This window comes from Corallococcus macrosporus, from assembly GCF_017302985.1.
Taxonomy (GTDB): domain Bacteria; phylum Myxococcota; class Myxococcia; order Myxococcales; family Myxococcaceae; genus Corallococcus; species Corallococcus macrosporus_A.
On sequence record NZ_JAFIMU010000007.1, the window covers coordinates 1,782,673 to 1,799,579 of the forward strand.

Consider the following 16,907-nt stretch of genomic DNA (forward strand, 5'->3'; position numbering starts at 1 on the left):
CCCCACGGCAGGCGGGGAGCCTGGCGAGCGGCGTCCTGAACGGCGACGGCCTCCGCCCCCAGGCAACGGGACGGAGGCCGCGGAAGCCCTCACACCGGAGAGAGGCTCAGTGGACGCTGGGCGGGGCCGTCACGAACGACGCCGTGAGGCAGCTCTGGTTGGCCATCTGGTCCAGGAACGTCTGGCGGGCCAGCACCTCGTTGAAGGTGCGCGTGGGCGCGCCGTCCGCGCGGTCCGGCACGGTGAGCGCGCCGCTGAGGAAGGGCGACAGCGCGCCGTTCCAGTTCACGTGGGTGAAGTTCGTGCCCAGCTCGTCGCCGTGGCAGCCATCGCAGGTGTTGAGCGAGAAGACATGCCGCGCCTGACGGTTGGGGATGACGGACGCCGGCTGGCTCCAGAACGGGGGCGTGGCCACGGGGTTCGTCACCACGGCACGGCCTCCGCGGAACGGACCACCGCCCCACGGCAGCGGGACGGAGTACGTGCCCGCGACGATGGGCCCCGTGTTGGCGTTCACGTAGGACGGGAACAGCGTGTTCTGCGTGGTGCGGTCCGGGGTCTGAGCCACGGTGTGGCTGTTGAGCAGGCCCACGATGGGGGGCGGCGTGGTGGAGAACGAGTTCGGGTTGATGGTGCTGTTCCAGAGGCGGAACTCGCGCAGCTCCCAGGGGCTGGCCAGCCACTCCTCGTTGGTGCGCACCTGGTTGATGGAGCTGCGGTTGGGCTTGCGCGGGGACAGGTCGCGTTTGGCGAACTGCTCCGTCAGGGCCTCCAGCGCCGCGTTGTAGGACGCACTGCCCAGCGGCAGCCCGGACAGGGCCTGCCACTGCTGCGCGTAGCTCTTGATGGCCGCGCAGCCGTTCTTGTCCACCCCGTACTCCAGGATGACCAGGAAGGGCACCGTGTAGCAGGAGGCGCCCGTGCCCGTGGTGGCCGCGAAGATGAAGCGGCCCTCCCCCGCGCTGCCGGAGCCGTAGGCCGGATTGCTGCCGGCCAGGTCCAGCCGGTTCACGATGGCGATGAGCTTGAACGGCGACTTCGCCAGGTTCAGCTCGCCGGACGACAGCTTCGGCCAGGGACCGATGATCTTCGTCCCGATGGACGTGCGCGGCGGGTTCACGAAGCCGTTGACCGTGCGCGGCTGCTCCCACTGCCGCAGCCATTCGCGCACGAAGGTGGAGGGGGCCACGCCCGTGAAGGGCTGGTTGGCCATCTCCGTCATCAGGTAGTTGAATGTCCACTTCCCGTTCGGGTTGCCCGCGCCGGTGCACGGGTCATAGGTGCGCGTCGTGTCGTTCACGACGGCGGGCGCCCGGATGATGAGCGAGCGCGCCGGATCCACCAGCGACGCCAGGCCGATGGGCTGGATGGGCACGGGCTGGCCCACCGGGAAGTTGGGGTTGAGCGCCGTCACCGGCACGGTGCGCACGAGCCGGCGGTTCTCGAACACGGCCGTCGTCAGCTGCGTGGGAGACTGGGACTGCGCCTGGGCAATGCGCTGCTGCTCCGCCTGGAGCGCCACGAAGTCGAACGTGCCGGAGGCGGTGAAGAGCAGGTCCCCCGCCACCGCGTCGCCGCTCTGCCCGTTGTCGCGGAACACCAGCTGCTGCTCGCCGTCCGCCATCGTCAGCGTCCCGCCGCGGAACGCCTCGTTCTCCACGCGCTTCGCGTCCAGCTTCAGCTGGAACACCGTCGCCGTGGCCCGGCTGACCGCGGCCTGGGGAATGGCGACCAGCGACTCCACCACCGGGCGCGCCGCATCCCCCTCCAGGGCCTGCAGGGTCGAACCGAGCGCCGCCTCCAGGGGGCCGGACGGGTCCACGGCCCGGGCGGAGGACTCCGCCTGGGGCGCGGAGGGCGCGGGGGTCTCCGTCGTCTCCGGGGCGGGCTGACCACAACCCACCACCAGCGACGAGGCCAGGAGCGCGAACGGCAGGCGCCGTCCCAGCTTCCCGGGGTGCTTCCACAGCAAAGACAGCTCAGGCTTCATGGGGTGTGCTCCACTCACGACGGGGATACCGCGATGACAGCCGCGCGGATGGGGCACCCTCCCCTCCTCACCGTTCATGGGCCCCTGGAACCCCCGGGTCCCCTCCCCCCCTGCCGTGAATGCGGAAAACGCCCCATCCCCCTCCGGTCCTTGCGACACGGAGGCGAACAGGGCGTTCTCATAACATGAAACACTGACAATTATCGACTTCCAGAGATTGTAACCTAATCCGCTACAAGTCTGGGGTTGCCGTAACCTGTCTGGCTACAACCCGCTGGCGCCGTAGGGCGACTCGCTGATGAGGCGGGTGCCGGACTGGAAGTGGCCGGTGCTGCCGCAGTCCGGGATGGGGCTGAAGCCCGAGCACGTCACGGGCACGTGGGCGCGGGTCTCCGCGGTGAAGCAGCGGGCGCCGGCCTCGCTCCACTCGGCCTCCAGGTTCCAGGACTCGGTGTCGGCCTGGACGCCCACGCCGTCGTAGAGGTTGACCCACTGGCCATCGGAGGTGTGCGACTCACCGTCGCCGCAGAAGTCCGCGCGCACCATGCGGGTGCAGGCCTGGTGGTGGCCCGCGAGGCTCTCGCCGTTGGCGGCGGTGGCCCAGGGCTTGTAGCCAAAGTGCATGCACTTCGCGATGGCGGCGCCCTCGCAGGCGAAGGTGAAGGCGGTGGCGTCTTCAATCTTGTCGCCGCCACCCGCCACGCCCTGGAGGTAGTTCCAGCGGCCGGCCACGGCGATGGCGGGGAGCGCGGCGCCGTTGGCGTCCTGGCACACGGAGCGCCAGCTGCCGTCGGAGCCCTGGTAGGAGACCTGGTAGGACCACAGGTCGCTGTCACCGCCGCTGCCCTGGGTGACGCTGTCCACGCGCAGGTGCAGGGTGGAGTCGTCGCCCATCTTGCCGACGAAGCGCGCCCCGGTGAAGTCCGTGCCGGAGAGGGACGTGGTGCCGTCCAGGCCGAAGAAGGCCGAGCCCTGCAGCCGCACGTTGCTCAGCGGCTTGCCGGCGGCGGAGTGGGCGCCCGCGTACGCCACGGACACCAGCATGCCGCCCAGCTCGGTGTTGTTGAGGTTGCGCCCGTTGAGGTTGCGTCCGTTGAGGTTGCGCCCGTTGGGGGAGACGACCTCCGCCACCTGCGTGCGCAGGGAGGGAGCGTCGAGCTCCGACGATTCCGTGCCACAGCCCACCGCCACGACGGCGAAACACGCCGCGACCACTCGCTGCAACGTCCTCATCTGGATGCCCCTTCCCTTCCCCGACCCCGACCCGCACCGTCTTGCACGGTCAAGGTCAGTCCGGGGGGAGGGAGCGGCAACCGCGGCAGGCCCGTCCGGGCACTTGCAGCGTCCACTGGCTTCCAGTTGGGAGCGACCCCGGGGCGAGCCCAGCGGTTCCCGGGGGTTTCAGTGTCCGGTGGTGCTCAGCCGCCGGACACGGGCGCGTCCGCGCACACGCGCAGGCCCACCGTGACGTCGCGCAGCGAGGGCTCTGGCAGCTCCCGGTTGGAGGACCGGGCGCTCGTCACGTTGAAGGCGAAGCTGCCGCCGCGGGCCACCGGGCGGCCGGGCTCCAGCCACGAGCGCGTCCACTCCCACACGTTGCCCGCCATGTCGTCCGCGCCGAAGGGGCTGCGGGACGCGGGGTGGCTGCCCACGACGTCCGGGCCGAAGCCGCCCGGGTCCTTGCCGTAGGTGACGTCCACGTTGGCCTCGTCCGCGCCCAGCCGGGAGCCGTGGGGGTACTCGCGGCCGTCCACGCCGCGCGCGGCCCGCTCCCACTCCAGCTCCGAGCACAGCCGCGCCCCCGGCACCCGCCCGGACGTGGACAGCCACGTCACGTAGGCCTCCGCGTCCGCGAAGTTGATGCCGCTCACGGGGAACTGGCGCCAGTCCTGCTCCGTGCGCTGCGAGCGCCGCGCGTACCTCACGGGCTCGCCCGTCCGCGCCGTATAGCGCACGCCGCCGGGCTGGAAGCGCAGCCGCCAGCCGTTGCCGTCCGGCTCCAGCGCCAGGCCCCCGGCGTAGCCGCCCGTGCCCACGCGGGGCTGGCGCGCGGCGCGGGCCTCGGGGGGCAGCGACGCCAGGTACTGGAGCCAGTCCGCGTACGTCGTCTCGTGCCGGGCGATGAGGAAGCCCTGCACGGGCACCGTGTGCAGCGGGGTGGCGTTGAGGAAGTCGCGCACGCTGGACTCGGCGGCGCTGCCAAAGCGCACGTCGCCCGGCGGCACGTAGGCGAAGCCCGGCGGGAGCGCCCCCGCGCGCACGAGCGGCACGGCGACGCGGCGCGACTCCCCGCGCGTCAGCAGCAGCGGCTGCACGGACTCTTCGTGGCCCGGCGCGCGCACGCTGAGCTGCCAGGTGCCTGGAGGCACGGTGACGTCGGTCCAGGGCAGCGCGCCCGGGGAGGGCAGCGGCTCGCCCACGACGTCCGGTCCGCCGGCCTCGCGCGACACAGGGCGCAGCTCCGCGGAGGCACCGGGGGCGTCCACCTGGAGGGACAGGCGGGCGGGCGTGTTCCAGCGGCTCCAGCGCTCGCCGTCGACGTCGTAGAGGCGCAGGCGCTGGAGCAGCGCGGGCAGCACGGGCTCGCGCTCGCTTTCGGCCCACAGGGCGCGCTCGTAGAGGAAGTCCGCCAGCGCGTCGCGCACGTCGGTGCGGGTGGGGGCCAGCGCCAGCGCGCGCTCCAGCCGGTCCGCCACGGCGTCGAAGTGGTGGGAGAGCTGGGCCCCGTGCCCGGCCACCTTCGCCCAGGCCCGGTCGCCGTCCGCCTTGTGGCCGGTGTCGTAGAGCCCGAAGGCCTCCGCGCGCTCGGCCTGGAGCGCGTCGCGTTCGCGGCGCACGGCGTCCATCTCCGAGCCGGCCGCGGCCAGCTCGCCGCGCACGCGCGCGTTGAGCACGTGGCGCTCGCGCCACTGGAGGCCCGCGTACACGAGCCCCAGCGACACGATGAAGCCCAGCGCCAGGCCCAGCTTCAGGCGCCGGCTGCGCACGCCGGTGCGGCGGGACGTGCTGAGGAAGGACTGCTCGCGCTGGGTGAGCTCGGACGGCTCCAGCAGCTCCGTCTCCGCAAGCTGGCGCGGGCCCCAGAGCGACTCGCGCGCGTGGCCCAGGCGCTCCCACTGCGCGGCGGCGGCCTCCAGCCGGGCCTGCACCTCGCGGCGCTCGCCCGCCTCCACCAGCCAGCGGGCCAGCGTGGCCCAGCCGGTGAGGAGCGCCTCGTGGGCCAGTTCGTACGCGGTGCCACCCTCCCCCTCGCGCGCCACGAGCAGGCGCGCGCGAACCAGCGCCTCCAGCGCGGCGCGGTAGCGCGGGTCGTCACCCACGAGCTCGCGGTCCGTCTTGCGCGCGCGGGTGCCGTCCGCCGTCACCAGGCGCAGCATCACCCCGCGCGCCGCCGAGCGCTGGTCCGGCAGCAGGCGGGCCACCGCGGCGTCGGCGTGCCGGGCGAGCGCGCCGGACACGCCGCCCAGCGAGTCCAGCGCCGCCTGGGTCATCACGCCCTGGGACTCGTCGCGCGCGTCCCACAGCTCCGCCAGCGCGAACTGGAGCAGCGGCAGGCCGCCGTCGGAGGCCGCCGTGGAGGCGACGAGCGCGTCCACCACGGCCTCGGACTCGAAGCGCACGCCCTTTACGCGGGCCGGGCCCACGATGGCCTCGCGCGTCTCCTCCGGGGTGAGCGCGCGCAGCAGGTACAGCGCGTGCGGCACCTCCGGGCCCAGGCCGGGCACGGCGGTGAGGCGGGTGAGGAAGTCGCTGCGGCCGGTGGCGAGCAGCCGCAGGCCCCCGGCGGCTTCCGTGAGCGACCCCAGCGCGGCGCCCGCGAGCGCGGCCTCCTCCGGCGGGGACAGCGTCACCAGCTCCTCCAACTGGTCCATGTAGACGAGCAGCCCGCCCTGCGTGCCCAGCTTCGCGCGCAGCCTGCGGCCGAGCGACGTGGGGTCCTGGCGCAGCGTCTCCGCGAGCGGCTCCTCGTCCACCTCCAGCACCGGCGCGAGCGCCACGGCCAGCGCGGACACGGGCCTGCGTCCGGGCACGAGCCGCGCGGTGCGCCAGCGGCGGCCGTCCTCCAGCGCGCCGTCCGCCACGGCGGGGAGAATGCCCGCCAGGCACAGGGACGACTTGCCCACGCCGGAGTCGCCCGTCATCAGCAGGAAGGCCTCCGCCTTGAGCCGCTCCAGCACGGAGCGCTGCTCGCGGCGGCGGCCGAAGAAGAGGGCGCGGTGCTCGGCCTCGAAGGCCTGGAGGCCGCGGTAGGGATTGCCCTCCGGAACGGAGACCGGCGTCTCCTCGCGCGTCAGCGCCTCCAGCGCGTCGAGCAGCTGCGCGGCGGACGCGTGGCGCTGGGCCGGGTCGCGCTTGAGGCACTTGTCGATGGCGGCGGCGAACCCGGGGTCCACCGACGGGGCCACTTCCAGGAGGGGGCGCACGTCGCGGGTGCGCACGGCCTCGGACAGCTCGCGCCAGGGCACGTCGCGGAAGGGGCCCCGGCCCGCGCACAGCTCGTAGAGCACGACGCCCAGCGAGTACACGTCACTGCGCGCGCTGAGCTCCTCGCCCGCCCAGGCTTCCGGGGACATGTAGTAGGGCGTGCCCACCAGCGCGCCGCGCGGCAGGGACGGCAGGAAGACGCCGTCCAGCGAGCGGGCGCCCAGCGCGGGGCTGGACTCCGGATCCCAGTCCGCGGGCAGCTCCGGCGGCGGCAGGGGCGCGCGCGGCGCGGTGGACTCGCCGGCCTCCGCGCGGTCGAGCAGCTTGGCGAGGCCGAAGTCGAGCAGCTTCACCTCGCCGCTCTCCGTGAGCACGGCGTTGCCCGGCTTGATGTCGCGGTGGAGCACGCCCCGTCGGTGGGCGGCACCCAGCCCCCGGGCCAGGTCCCGCCCGATGCCCAGCGCGCGCTCCCAGGGCACCGGCCGGGCCAGCCGGTCCAGGCTGACGCCCCGGATGAACTCCGAGATGAGGTACGGCTGATCCTCCAGCTGCCCCACCCGGTACAGGGTGACGACGTTGGGGTGCTGGATGCGGGCGGCGGCCCGGGCCTCCACGAGGAAGCGCGCCAGCGCGTTGGAGCCCAGCGACGGGATGAACTTCACCGCGACGGGGCGCTCCAGGAGCGTGTCATGCGCCAGGTACACCCGGCCCGTGCGCCCCCGTCCGAGCGGCCGCACGATGCGGTACTCGTCGAACTCCTCGGGGGGAGTCCACGCGTCGGGAGGTGGGGACGAGGCGGGAGAGCCCACCAGGGTTGCCTACGTTTCCCGCGTCCGTGGGTCAACCGGGGGGCCCGCGGGAGCCCGCCCCGGCGCAGGGTGCCGCACCCGAGTGTCCATCCATGGACACTCCCGGGTGGGACCTGGGATTACTCCTGACCCGAGCGGGGCTTTGCCTTGCTGGGTTTGAGCATGTTGCGGATCTTGTTCTCCAGGTCCTGGGGCAGACAGGGCTTGGCGACGAACTCGTCCGCGCCCACGGAGAGGGCGTGCTCGGCGTTGCCGGCGAGCACGTGGCCGGTGAGGGCCATCACGGGGATGTCGCGGGTGCGGGTGTCCTGCTTGATGCGCCGCGTTGCCTCCCAGCCATCCATGACGGGGAGGGACAGGTCCATGAGGATGATGTCCGGCTCCCCCTCCTGGGCCTTCTCCACGGCCTCCAGGCCGTTCTTGGCGGTGTCCACCTCAAACCCGCAGAACTCCAGGTATTCGGCGTACATCTCGCGGGCGTCGTCGAAGTCGTCGACGACGAGGACGCGCTGCTTGGCGGAGTTCACGGGAGCGGGCCCACCGCTCGCGGTTGGCTCACCCTCTGGAGATGTCAGGACCGCGTTCTTCATGGAGCAGAGGCCTCGCATGCAGGGGAGGGGCGGGACGAATCTAAACACGTCCACGAAAAAGCGCCCGTTCTCGCAAGATTTCCCTGGACGGCTCCCAGGGTAGGTCCGTTGTCCGCCGCGCGACAGGGGGACACGAGCCGACAGTGTAGGTGGGCGGAGGGACTGGGGGTGGTGGCTAGTGGTTGGGGCGGTGGACGTGGAGCCTGGGCTGGGTGGGGTCCTGCTCTTCGACTTCGGTCCAGGCCAGGAAGATGCGCCCGTCCTTGTCCGTGCCGACCTGGGAGTGGCTCACCGGCGTCGCGCCGGGATTGGCGCTCAGCGCGCCTCCCATCTGCTCCCAGTGATCCGTGGTCCACCGCTGGACGAACAGGCTTCGCACGGAGGACGAGGCTTCGGACTCGGGCTCTTCGAGCAGCATGATCAACCTGTCCTGCGCGTCGAGCTTGAGAGCGGTGGCGGAAGCGTCAGTCCGTCCAGGGACGCGGTCGTAGGTATTTCCCACGCGCTCCCAGCTCCCCGCCATTGGCCACTGCTGCACGAGGACGGACTGACTGCCATTGGACTGGACCGGGCTGGCGACGACGGTCCTGCCATCCCCGCCCACCGTCATCGCGAACATGGACGACGCGGCTTGTCTGGATGGAGCCGTATACCCGAGATCACTCCCGCCTGACGAACGATTAACGGAAATCGCCCACCCGGGAAATCCATACTCCGTATTGCTCCAGCCCAGGATCTGCTCGTTCCACTGGTTCAGTTCCAGATGCAGAGAAGTGAGGTTTGGGACGCCCTGGGAGCCTCCCCCGACCCGTGATCTCCACTCTCCCGCCTGCAGGCGGAAGACACTGACTCGGAGCTCCGAAGCATTCCTTTCCTTGAAAGCAATGACAGGGATCCCCCCAAAGCTTTCCACCTTCATTCGCACGTCAGTCACACTGGCTTGCGACAAGACAGGAATGACGGGCGCCCCCAAGGCAGTCCAGGCGCTCCCGGACCACCGCCGGACATGGACCTCCACGCTTCCATCGAGCTTGGGTTGGACCCAGGCCACGTGCGGGGTGTCCGACGAGTCGAGATGCAGAACACACTCCGTTGCCTGGGGATCTCCAGCGCTGCCTTGGAGCGGGGCTCCCAGGGCTTGCCAGGCCACCCCGGTCCAACGTTCAACCTGGACGCTGGACGTCCCCGCTCCCAACCGCGCCACCAGCGGAGTTCCCCCGCGCTCCACCTGGAGCGAAAAGGAATCCACACGGGGCCGAGGGGTCTGCGCGTCGCCCAGGGGGAGAAAAGCAGGAACCCGCCAGGACCATCCCTGGGAAGGCATCGCCACGGAGTTGCCCGCGGCATCCGTAACGCTCGCATCGAACACCACCCGCATCACTTCGCGCACAGGCAGAAGCTCAAGCGGCTGAAGCGTCAGGACGCGGCCGTCCTGCGATAGCGAAACCTCCGCGGGGACCTCGCTCTGTCCCGCCAGCAACCGGACCGTCCTGGTGTTCACGTTGCCCGCCATCACGGGCTCGGACAGCTCCGCGCGAACGGTCTGGTGCACGGACACCCACTGCGCACCGTCCTCGGGAGTCCGCGACACCAGCGTGGGACCCGTCCGGTCCACCACCAGTTGGCGCGGGGCGCTCAAGAACTCCTGCCCGCATCGGCGCGCACGGATGACGAACGCATGCGGGCCCTCCGAAACGGATTGGGTCTTCCAATCCAGGACGAAGGGCTCCTCCAGGGAGGTGACCGCGGTGCCGTCCACGAGCAGGTCCACGGTGTCCGGTTCGGCCCCCGTCAGTTGAACCTGAAGCCTCGCGGTGCTCCCGACCGGGGCTCCGTCCGCGGGTGACACCCATTGAAGGTCAATCGGCTCTTCACCTGCGTCACTGCAGTCAGCCACATCGGGGGGAGCCACAAGGTCGGGAACCTGGATGCATGCTGCGGGCATGAGCAGCAGCGCCACCAGGACGGAACAGGGATTTTTCATGGGGGTACGGCTGAGCAAGGACGAATCCATCCGGAAGTGGCCCCGTTCCGTATGCATTCCGAGAGGTTGCGCGTCCAGCGACGGGGGGACACGTCTTCCGTCAAGACGGGAGGATCCCGCCCTGGAGACAGCTTGAAACGAAGATGCCCCCGCGAAGCCTGGGCTTCACGGGGGCATCCTGGATGCGTCAACTCCCTACGTCAGCTCAAGGAGCAGCGGTCGGCGCGGGGTGCTGGCCAATGCCCGTCGCTTCCAGGTCCGTGTTGATCCCCTGGCCCCAGATGGACTCGTAGACGTCGTTGGTGCCCAGGACGGGCGCCAGGTTGCTGAACGAAACGACGAGACGAACCTGGCTCGGGTTGAGGGCAACGGTACCCGTGTAATTGAAGAAGTAGCGGGTGCTGTACCCAGACGGCTGGATGCCGAAGACGGGCAGCTCGGCCGGCGTGCGCGTCTGGACGGGCCTCGTCGGCTCAGCGATCTCCAGGGGGAAGCCCTGGCCGCTGTAGTTGCCGACCTCACCGAAGGAGTTGCCACCCACGGTGCCGTTGTTGTCGATGTCCGAGGCGAAGAAGACCTGGACGGACTGGCCGACCTGCTTCGCGATGGGCGCGCTGAAGTTCACGAACACGTCTTCAAACTGGTTGAGCTGCGTCGCGGTGGCCGCGGGCGGCAGCGACTTCTCCTGGTACCGGAGCTCCGCGATGGTCACGGCCTTCGGCGTGGACTGGTCGCCGCCGAAGAAGAAGCCCGTGCGGCTGTAGTTGCTGCCACCCTCGGCGGACACGGCGCGCACGAAGATGTTGTACTCCTTGCCCTCCTGCACGATGCCGTTGGACGGGGTGATGGTCGCCGAGTAGCCGCCGACGTTCACCGAGGCCGTCACCGGCAGCGACTCCTTCGCGTACTCGTCCGTCAGGCGCACGAGCAGCGAGCCCGGCTGCACCGGCTGGTTGAAGTACACGTAGATGGGCTCGCCCGGACGCACCATGTTCCGGAGCGGATCCAGCTCGGTGGCGCCCTTGAGGCTGGACACGTTGCCACCCTCGATGGTCAGCGCCACGTTCGACGGCTTCGAGTAGGCCAGCTGCGCGAGCGTCGTGGTCTGCGTCCCCACGATGGAGCCACCCGAGTAGCTCTTCACGTAGCCGCCCGTGTCCACCACCCCGTCGCCGTTGGAGTCCATCGGGGCGATCCAGAGGTTGTAGGTGCCGTTCAGCCGCGCCATCTCCACGCCGGAGGGGATGCCGTTGAAGGTCAGCACGCCGTTGGCGTCCGCCGTGGCCTCCACGTAGACCTTGCTCACCACGGAGTTGGCCTGGTCGTAGTTGCTCAGGATGACCGAGCCCGCCTTGTCCACCTCGAGCACGCCCTTCGCGCCCACCGCCGGACGGCCCTGCGGCGTCACCACGTTGACCACCATCGAGCCGTTCAGCTGCGTCAGCGTCACCGGGCCGAAGCTCGCGTTGCCGTTGTTGATGGGGACGTTGCCCGCCGTCGAGGGCACCACGGACGTCGCGCGCAGCGTGGAGTAGCCGCTCTTGCTGAACGTCAGCAGCACCTGCGCGCCCGCCGGCACGTCCGCCATCACGAAGTTGCCGCTGGCGTCCGTCGTCGCCGACTTGCCCGTCGCCTGGCTGCCAATCGTCATCGCGACCGTGACGTCCGCGAGCGGCTGCAGCGTCGTGCTCAGCACCTGGCCCGACACCGTGCCCTTCGGCGTGGAAGGCACCACCACCGACACGTTGTTCGGGTCGTAGACGCCGTCCGCGATGCCATCGTTGTTCGCGTCAGTCGAGTCACCGCACCCCCAAACCATCAGCGGCAACACGGCCATCAGCACTTGCTTCTTCATCGTCCCCACCTTGAATTTATGACGGAATTTTCACGCCCCAGCTGCTCCCAAAGGGCGGAAATCGGACACTCCCTGACCCGGGCACACGCCGTCAAGGTGGGGTGAAATCTACCCAAGCCCATTGAAAGAGGATGACTCACCATGTCAGACGTCAACGACCCCTGCCTGGGCTGCGCCATCCTTCAGGGGGAGGTCCACCCACCGGGTGGCGTGCTCGCCCGGGCACCCGGACTCGTCCTGCACGGGGTGGCGTCCCCCAGTCCTCTGCCGGGCTGGGTGGTGCTCACCAGCGATCAGCATGTGCGCGGCTGGTATGACCTGGACGAGGGGGCGGCTCGGGAGCTGGGGCCCTTCGCCGCCCGGGTGATGCGCGCCCAGCGCGAGGTGCTGGGGGCCGAGCACGTCTACGCCTTCGCCATTGGCGACGTGCTCCGGCACTTCCACCTGCACCTCGTGCCCCGCTTCGCGGACACCCCGTCCCACCTCCGGGGTCGGGGCGCCTTCGACGCGGCCCCGGCGGAGCACCTCGCGCCCCAGACGCTGGAGGCCGCGGCCCGGCGGCTGGCGGCGGCGCTCGCCCGCTGACCCATGCCGGGCGTGCACTGGGCGCCCGGGAGGGTCCACTGTCATGGACCTGACACCGTATCGGGGGAAGAATGCACGCCGTCCTCATGCGTGCGTCCCCCCTCGGTCCCTGGCTGCTGTCCCTCTGGCTCCTCACCGCCGCCAGTTCCGCGTTCGCGGACAACAACGCGGACGAGGCGGACATCGCCTTCGAGCTGGGCAACGACGCGTACTCGCGCGGCAGCTACACCGAAGCGCTGCGCTCGTACTTCACCAGCTACCGGCTGGTCCCCAACCGCAACGTCCTCTTCAACATCGCGCGCTGCTTCGAGGCGCTGGGCAAGTTCAACGAGGCGTACCGCTACTACAACGACCTGCTCGGGGAGGACCTGCCGGCCGAGGACGCGTCGGAGGTCTCCCGCTCGCTGGAGCGGCTGCGTCCCAAGGTCGCCCTGGTGCGCGTCACCACCAACCCCCGGGGCGCGGACGTCTTCGTCGACCGCGCGGACCTGGGCAGCCGGGGCCGCTCGCCGCAGACGCTGGCGCTGTCGCCGGGCCGGCACAAGGTCCTGGTCCAGAAGTCCGGCTACCGCCCCACCGAGACCACCGTCACCCTCACCCGGGGCCGGGAGGTGCCGGTGGATCTGGACCTGGCGCTCATCACCGGCGTGGTGGACGTCACCGGCACCCCCGAGGGCGCGGAGGTGCGTGACAGCCCCACGGGCCCCGTCCTGGGCCGCATCCCCGTGAAGCTGCGCCTGTCCCCGGGCCAGCGCGTGCTGCACGTGCGCGCCCCCGGCCACGCGCCCGGCCAGTACGTCATCGACGTGCCCTCCGAGGGCACCCTGCCGCTCGCCGTCACGCTGAATGCGCAGACGGCGCCCAGCGGCCGCGTCGTCGTCACCGCCAACCATGACGGCGCCACCGTGCGCGTGGACGGCCGGCCCGCGGGCTTCACCCCCACCGTCGTCACCCTGCCGGAGGGCGAGCACGTGCTGGAGGTGGAGAGCCGCGACGTGCGCCCCGTGCGCCAGAAGGTCACCGTCATCCCCGACCAGGAGGTGAAGGTCCACGCCACCCTGCGCTACGAGCCGCCCCCCGTGCGCGCCGCGTCCAAGCGCCTCTTGGCCGTGGACGAGGCCCCCGCCTCCACCACCGTCCTCACGCCGGAGGAGCTGCGCGCGTTCGGGTGGCGCACGCTGGCGGAGGCCCTGGCCGGCGTGCGCGGCTTCTTCCTCACCGACGACCGGACGTACACGTACCTGGGCGTGCGCGGCTTCTCACCACCGGGCGACCTCAACACGCGCATCCTCATCCTCTGGGACGGCCACGCGATGAACGACGTGTGGGCCGGCCAGGGCTACGCGGCGCACGACCTCAGCGTGGACCTGGAAGAGGTGGAGCGCATCGAAGTGGTGCGCGGCCCCGGCAGCGCGCTGTACGGCACGGGCGCGTTCTTCGGCGTCATCAACGTGGTGCCTCGCGAGTCGCTGGGCCTGGACCGGCGGCTGGAAATCACCGGCGCGGTGGGCGCGCTGGGCGCCACGCGCGTGCACGCCACCACGTCGTGGGAGGACCCGACGCGCTCGGTGCTCTTCAGCCTCGCGGGCATGAAGTCCCACGGCGCGGACACCACCCGCCTGGGCGACCCGGGCCCCATCGTCACCGGCCTGGACGGCGAGCAGGCCGGCACCGGTTCGCTGCGCGCGCGCCTGGGCAACCTGTCGCTGGTGGCCCAGCTTCACGGGCGCAGCAAGGACGTGCCCACCGCGCCCTATGGCACGGTGGTGGGCGCGCAGGGCACCCGCGTGCAGGACGTGCGCGGCTTCGCCGAGGCGAAGTACGAGCGCCCCCTGTCCGAGCGCTTCGTCCTGTCCCTGCGCGGCGCCCTGGACCTCAGCCGCTACCAGGGACATTGGAACTACGGCGGCGACAGCACGGCGACGAACACCGACTCCGGCGCGGCGGACTGGCTCACCGCCGAGGCGCGCCTGCTCGCGGGCCTGTCCGACGACAACCGCCTCACCGTGGGCGTGGAGGGCCAGGCCCAGCTGCGCGTGGACCAGAAGAGCGTGGGCCCCGCGGTGGACGCGCCGCTGGACACGCGCACGCGCTCGCTGGTGTCCGTGTACGCGCTGGACGAGTGGCGCCTGCACCCGCGCCTGAACCTGTCGCTGGGCTTCCGCGTGGACAAGTACTCGGACCTGGACACCCTGCCGCTCACGCCGCGGCTGGCGGTCATCGGCCGGCCGTATGAGAAGGGCCTCACGAAGCTCGTCATCGGCCGCGCGTTCCGCGCCCCCAACGTCTACGAGCTGTTCTACCAGGACAACTTCCTCACCCAGCGCCCCGCGGAGCAGCTGAAGCCGGAGACCATCACCACCTTCGAGGTGGAGCACTCGCACGACCTGTCGCACGAGCTGCGCGTGACCGTGGCCGGCTATCACAACCGCATCTCCCAGCTCATCACGCTCATCAGCGAGTCCGCGGCCGCGCCGGCCTGCGGCACGGCGAGCGCGCCCACGCAGTGCCTGGTGTACGCGAACAACTCCGGCGAGACGCTCGCGTGGGGCGCGGAGGCCGGGCTGCACTGGCAGCCGGGGCGCTGGCTGCTGGTGGACCTGAGCTACTCCTACGTGACGCTGCGCAACGCGTCCCAGGACGTGGTGGACGCCGCGCCCGCGCACCTGGCCTCCGGGCGCCTGCTGCTGCCCGTGGGCAACGGCGACATGCGCATCGCCACGCAGGCCACGTACCAGAGCGCCCGCGTGCCCGGCATCGCGGGCGCGGACAGCGGCGAGGCGCTGCTCGTGGGCTTCGGCGTGTCCGGCGACTACGGCCGGCTGCGCTACTTCGCGGGCGTGAACAACCTGCTCGACTCGCGCTACGCCTTCGTCGTCAGCGACGACGTGTCCGCGGGCCCCGTGCCCCAGTACGGCCGCACCTTCAACCTCCAGCTCACCGGCAGCTTCTGAGAGACTCTCGCGCCATGGTTGAACTCCGCTTCGACTTCATCCACCCCGGCCACCCGCTCTACGAGGCCGAACTGGACCTGCGCTTCCGAGTGCTGCGCGAGCCCCTGGGCCACACCCGCGCCTCCGTGAAGTTCCCCTTCGAGGACGACAGCCTCCATCTGGTGCTCCACGTGGAGGACGACGTGCTGGGCTGCGTGCTGTTCCACCCGGAGGACGCGCACGGCGGCCGGCTCTTCCAGATGGCGGTGGCCCCCACGCTGCAGGGCAAGGGCTTCGGCGCGAGGCTGGTGCGCACGCTGGAGGATGAGCTGCGCAGACGCGGCTTCCGCCACGTGCACCTGCACGCGCGCGCCCCCGTCGTCCCCTTCTACGAACGCCTGGGCTACACGGTGTACGGCGAGCCCTACGAAGAGGTGGGCATCCCCCACCGGAACATGCAGCGCGACCTCTGAGGCTCAGGTCGCGGGGACCTCCGCCGCCGGCAGGCGCCGCGCGCCCCAGAGCACCGCCACCAGCGCCGTGAGCGACATGCCCGCGCCCACCGCGCACACGCCCGGCCAGCCCGCGCGCGTCCACGCCGCCATGCCCGCCCACGCGCCCGCGGCGCCGCCCACGAAATAGGTCACCATATAAATCGTATTGAGCCGGCTCCGCGCGTCCGGCCGCAGCGAGTACACGCGCGCCTGGTTGGCGATCTGATTCGCCTGCGCGCCCAGGTCCAGCAGCACGACTCCCAGCGCGATGCCCCACAGCGAGTGGCCCAGGAGCCAGAGCACGACGAAGGACGCCAGCAGCACCGCGATGGCCAGCGCGTTGATGCGCCGGCCGGCGCCCCTGTCCGCGAAGCGCCCCACCAGCGGCGCGATGACCGCGCCCGCCACGCCCACCACGCCGAAGAGGCCCGCCACCTGCGCGTCGTAGTGCCCCGGCATGGAGCGCAGGTAGAGCGCCAGCGTGGCCCAGAAGGCACTGAACGCGCCGAAGGTCAGTCCGCCCAGCAGCGCGTGCAGCCGCAGCACCGGCTCCGTGCGGGCCAGGTGGATGAGCGACCGCATCAACTGCGGATAGGGCATGGCGGCCACCGGCGGCGCGGAAGGCAGCGCGAAGCGCAGCACCACTCCCATCACCACCATCAGGCCCGCGGCCACGAAGAACATGGTGCGCCAGCCCAGGTGCGTGCCCACGAAGCCCGCCGCCGTGCGCGACAGGAGGATGCCGATGAGCAGCCCGCTCATCACCGTGCCCACCACGCGGCCGCGCTCGGCAGGAGCCGCCAGCTGCGCCGCGAACGGGATGAGCATCTGCGGCACCACCGTGGTGACGCCGATGGCGAAGCTCGCGGCCACCATCACGTTCAGACTGGGAGCAAGTCCCGCCGCCACCAGCGCCGCGCCCACGCCGCCGCACAACACGAGGATGACCTTGCGGCGCTCCAGGCTGTCACCCAGCGGCACCAGGAACAGCATGCCCACCGCGTAGCCCACCTGCGTCAGCGTGGGCACCAGCCCCAGCGCGCTCCCGTCCGCATTCAGCGTCCGGCCGATGTCTCCCAGCAGGGGCTGGTTGTAATAGAGGTTCGCGACGGTGACGGCGCCGGCCACCGCCATCAGCCAGACGAGCGAGGGACGGAGCGAAGCGGAAGGCGCGGGGTCGGAAGGCGTCTGCATGGTGAGCGGCGCAACGGATAAGCCTCGCGTGGACGCGCTTCAAGCAGG

Annotated in this window: 10 protein-coding genes; 3 read left to right on the top strand and 7 right to left on the bottom strand. The window is 71.2% G+C overall.

Annotation, left to right across the window (positions count from 1 at the left end; translation table 11 throughout):
* Positions 1-106: 106 nt before the first annotated feature.
* The 6 genes from JYK02_RS19575 to JYK02_RS19600 all read right to left on the bottom strand — a co-directional run bounded on the left by JYK02_RS19575 (position 107) and on the right by JYK02_RS19600 (position 11,653).
* The gene (locus JYK02_RS19575; protein WP_207053083.1) at positions 107-1,990 is read right to left on the bottom strand and encodes a hypothetical protein; all 1,884 of its coding nucleotides are present in this window, start codon (positions 1,988-1,990) and stop codon (positions 107-109) included.
* Positions 1,991-2,254: 264 nt separating this feature from the next.
* On the bottom strand, positions 2,255-3,223 hold the full coding sequence (locus JYK02_RS19580; protein ID WP_207053084.1) for an ADYC domain-containing protein: 969 nt from the start codon (positions 3,221-3,223) through the stop codon (positions 2,255-2,257).
* A 185-nt stretch (positions 3,224-3,408) separates the two neighbouring features.
* Positions 3,409-7,224: a protein kinase domain-containing protein gene (locus tag JYK02_RS19585; RefSeq protein ID WP_207053086.1), complete on the bottom strand. Its 3,816-nt coding sequence runs from the start codon at positions 7,222-7,224 to the stop codon at positions 3,409-3,411.
* Positions 7,225-7,343: 119 nt separating this feature from the next.
* Entirely contained in the window at positions 7,344-7,814 is a 471-nt protein-coding gene (locus JYK02_RS19590; RefSeq protein ID WP_014393311.1) for a response regulator, read from the bottom strand.
* A 175-nt stretch (positions 7,815-7,989) separates the two neighbouring features.
* Positions 7,990-9,828, bottom strand: a complete 1,839-nt coding sequence (locus JYK02_RS19595; RefSeq protein ID WP_207053088.1) for an Ig-like domain-containing protein — start codon at positions 9,826-9,828, stop codon at positions 7,990-7,992.
* A gap of 175 nt (positions 9,829-10,003) precedes the next feature.
* Positions 10,004-11,653, bottom strand: coding sequence for a carboxypeptidase-like regulatory domain-containing protein (locus JYK02_RS19600; RefSeq protein WP_207053090.1), 1,650 nt, complete (start codon positions 11,651-11,653; stop codon positions 10,004-10,006).
* A gap of 141 nt (positions 11,654-11,794) precedes the next feature.
* On the opposite strand from JYK02_RS19600, the gene JYK02_RS19605 reads away from it, so the two are divergent.
* The 3 genes from JYK02_RS19605 (at position 11,795) to JYK02_RS19615 (ending at position 15,644) form a co-directional block, all read left to right on the top strand.
* Entirely contained in the window at positions 11,795-12,238 is a 444-nt protein-coding gene (locus tag JYK02_RS19605) for an HIT family protein (RefSeq protein ID WP_207053092.1), read from the top strand.
* An 86-nt stretch (positions 12,239-12,324) separates the two neighbouring features.
* On the top strand, positions 12,325-15,192 hold the full coding sequence (locus JYK02_RS19610) for a TonB-dependent receptor domain-containing protein (RefSeq protein WP_207053094.1): 2,868 nt from the start codon (positions 12,325-12,327) through the stop codon (positions 15,190-15,192).
* 14 nt (positions 15,193-15,206) lie between these two features.
* Positions 15,207-15,644, top strand: a complete 438-nt coding sequence (locus tag JYK02_RS19615; protein ID WP_207053095.1) for a GNAT family N-acetyltransferase — start codon at positions 15,207-15,209, stop codon at positions 15,642-15,644.
* A 3-nt stretch (positions 15,645-15,647) separates the two neighbouring features.
* Here JYK02_RS19615 and JYK02_RS19620 read toward each other — a convergent pair whose 3' ends face one another.
* Entirely contained in the window at positions 15,648-16,859 is a 1,212-nt protein-coding gene (locus JYK02_RS19620; RefSeq protein WP_207053096.1) for an MFS transporter, read from the bottom strand.
* Between the last annotated feature and the right edge of the window lie 48 nt (positions 16,860-16,907).